Origin of the sequence: Streptomyces sp. PA03-1a (genome assembly GCF_033792805.1) — a bacterium.
Lineage (GTDB): Bacteria > Actinomycetota > Actinomycetes > Streptomycetales > Streptomycetaceae > Actinacidiphila.
In genome coordinates this window covers 1-1,083 of sequence record NZ_JARAVO010000485.1, presented here as the reverse complement: position 1 = coordinate 1,083, position 1,083 = coordinate 1, and the positions used below count along the sequence as shown (strand labels likewise).

General features: G+C 71.4%; 2 protein-coding genes. One reads left to right on the top strand and one right to left on the bottom strand.

All coding sequences use genetic code 11. The features are described from left to right. On the bottom strand, nt 1–237 hold a 237-nt coding region (locus PV341_RS45065; protein WP_500361043.1), incomplete at its 3' end, for a hypothetical protein. A 261-nt stretch (nt 238–498) separates the two neighbouring features. On the opposite strand from PV341_RS45065, the gene PV341_RS45060 reads away from it, so the two are divergent. Continuing rightward, nucleotides 499–849, top strand: coding sequence for a metallopeptidase family protein (locus tag PV341_RS45060; RefSeq protein ID WP_500322617.1), 351 nt, complete (start codon nt 499–501; stop codon nt 847–849). The last annotated feature ends 234 nt before the right edge of the window (nt 850–1,083 follow it).

The window sequence follows — 1,083 nt, the reverse complement described above, 5'->3', positions numbered from 1 at the left end:
TACGAGTTTTAAAGAGGTCTCGTGGGCTCGGAGATGGTTATAAGAGACCGCCATCCCGCCGTCCTCCCAGGTCCCCCCGGCACCTCCGGCCTCCCCGGCGACACCGGAGGAGGCGCCCTTCGGGTGGGCGTCGCCGCCCGCGCCGCCCACGCTCACGCAGCCGGTCACGGAGCCCAGGGCGAGCACGGGCAGGAGCAGCACGGCCGCCGTACGCGCGCGGGCGGTGGCAGGGGTCACGGAGGCACCTCTGGTGGATCTGGCGGGACCGGTGGGTCCGGTGGGTCCCGCGGGGGCGTGGCGGGATCGGGTTCCGCGCTGCCCAACGGGCCCACGGCCCTCGGGGACACGCCCGTACGGGCGGGAGCGCGCCCCCGCGGCGACCGGCCCGCCCCCGCGGGTCACCGAACGGCTGCCACCCGGCGCCCCCTTGGCGCGCCCCGGTACCGCAATCCGCGCCGGACGCTGCCCGAACGGCCGTCCGTCCCGGACAATGGCGGTGTGCTGGAGATGTCACGCGAAGCGTTCGAGGAACTGGTCAGCGACGCGCTGGACCGGATCCCGCCGGAGCTGACCCGCGTCATGGACAACGTGGCGGTGTTCGTCGAGGACGAGCCCGACCCCGCCGATCCGGAGCTGCTGGGCCTGTACGAGGGGACGCCGCTGACCGAGCGCGGGGAGTGGTACGCGGGCGTCCTGCCGGACCGGATCACGATCTACCGCGGCCCGACCCTGCGCATGTGCAGCACGAAGGAGGAGATCGTGCACGAGGTCGCCACGACCGTCGTCCACGAGGTGGCACACCACTTCGGCATCGAGGACGAACGCCTGCACGAACTCGGCTGGGGCTGAGCCCCGGTGGCCCCCGGCGGGCGCGCGGGGGACGTCCGTCGGGCGGCGCATGGCCCGCGACGGCCGGGGGCATACGTCGGCAATGGTCCGTGTTCGCTCTCGTGTGCCCCGTATCCGTGACCTGTGGCGCCGCCGCCGCACCGCCGACACTGGCCTTTTAAAACATACCCCGACCCCCAAAACCCCCCCAACATCCGTATTCCCTTCTTTTCCTAAAAAAAAAAAAAAAAAAAA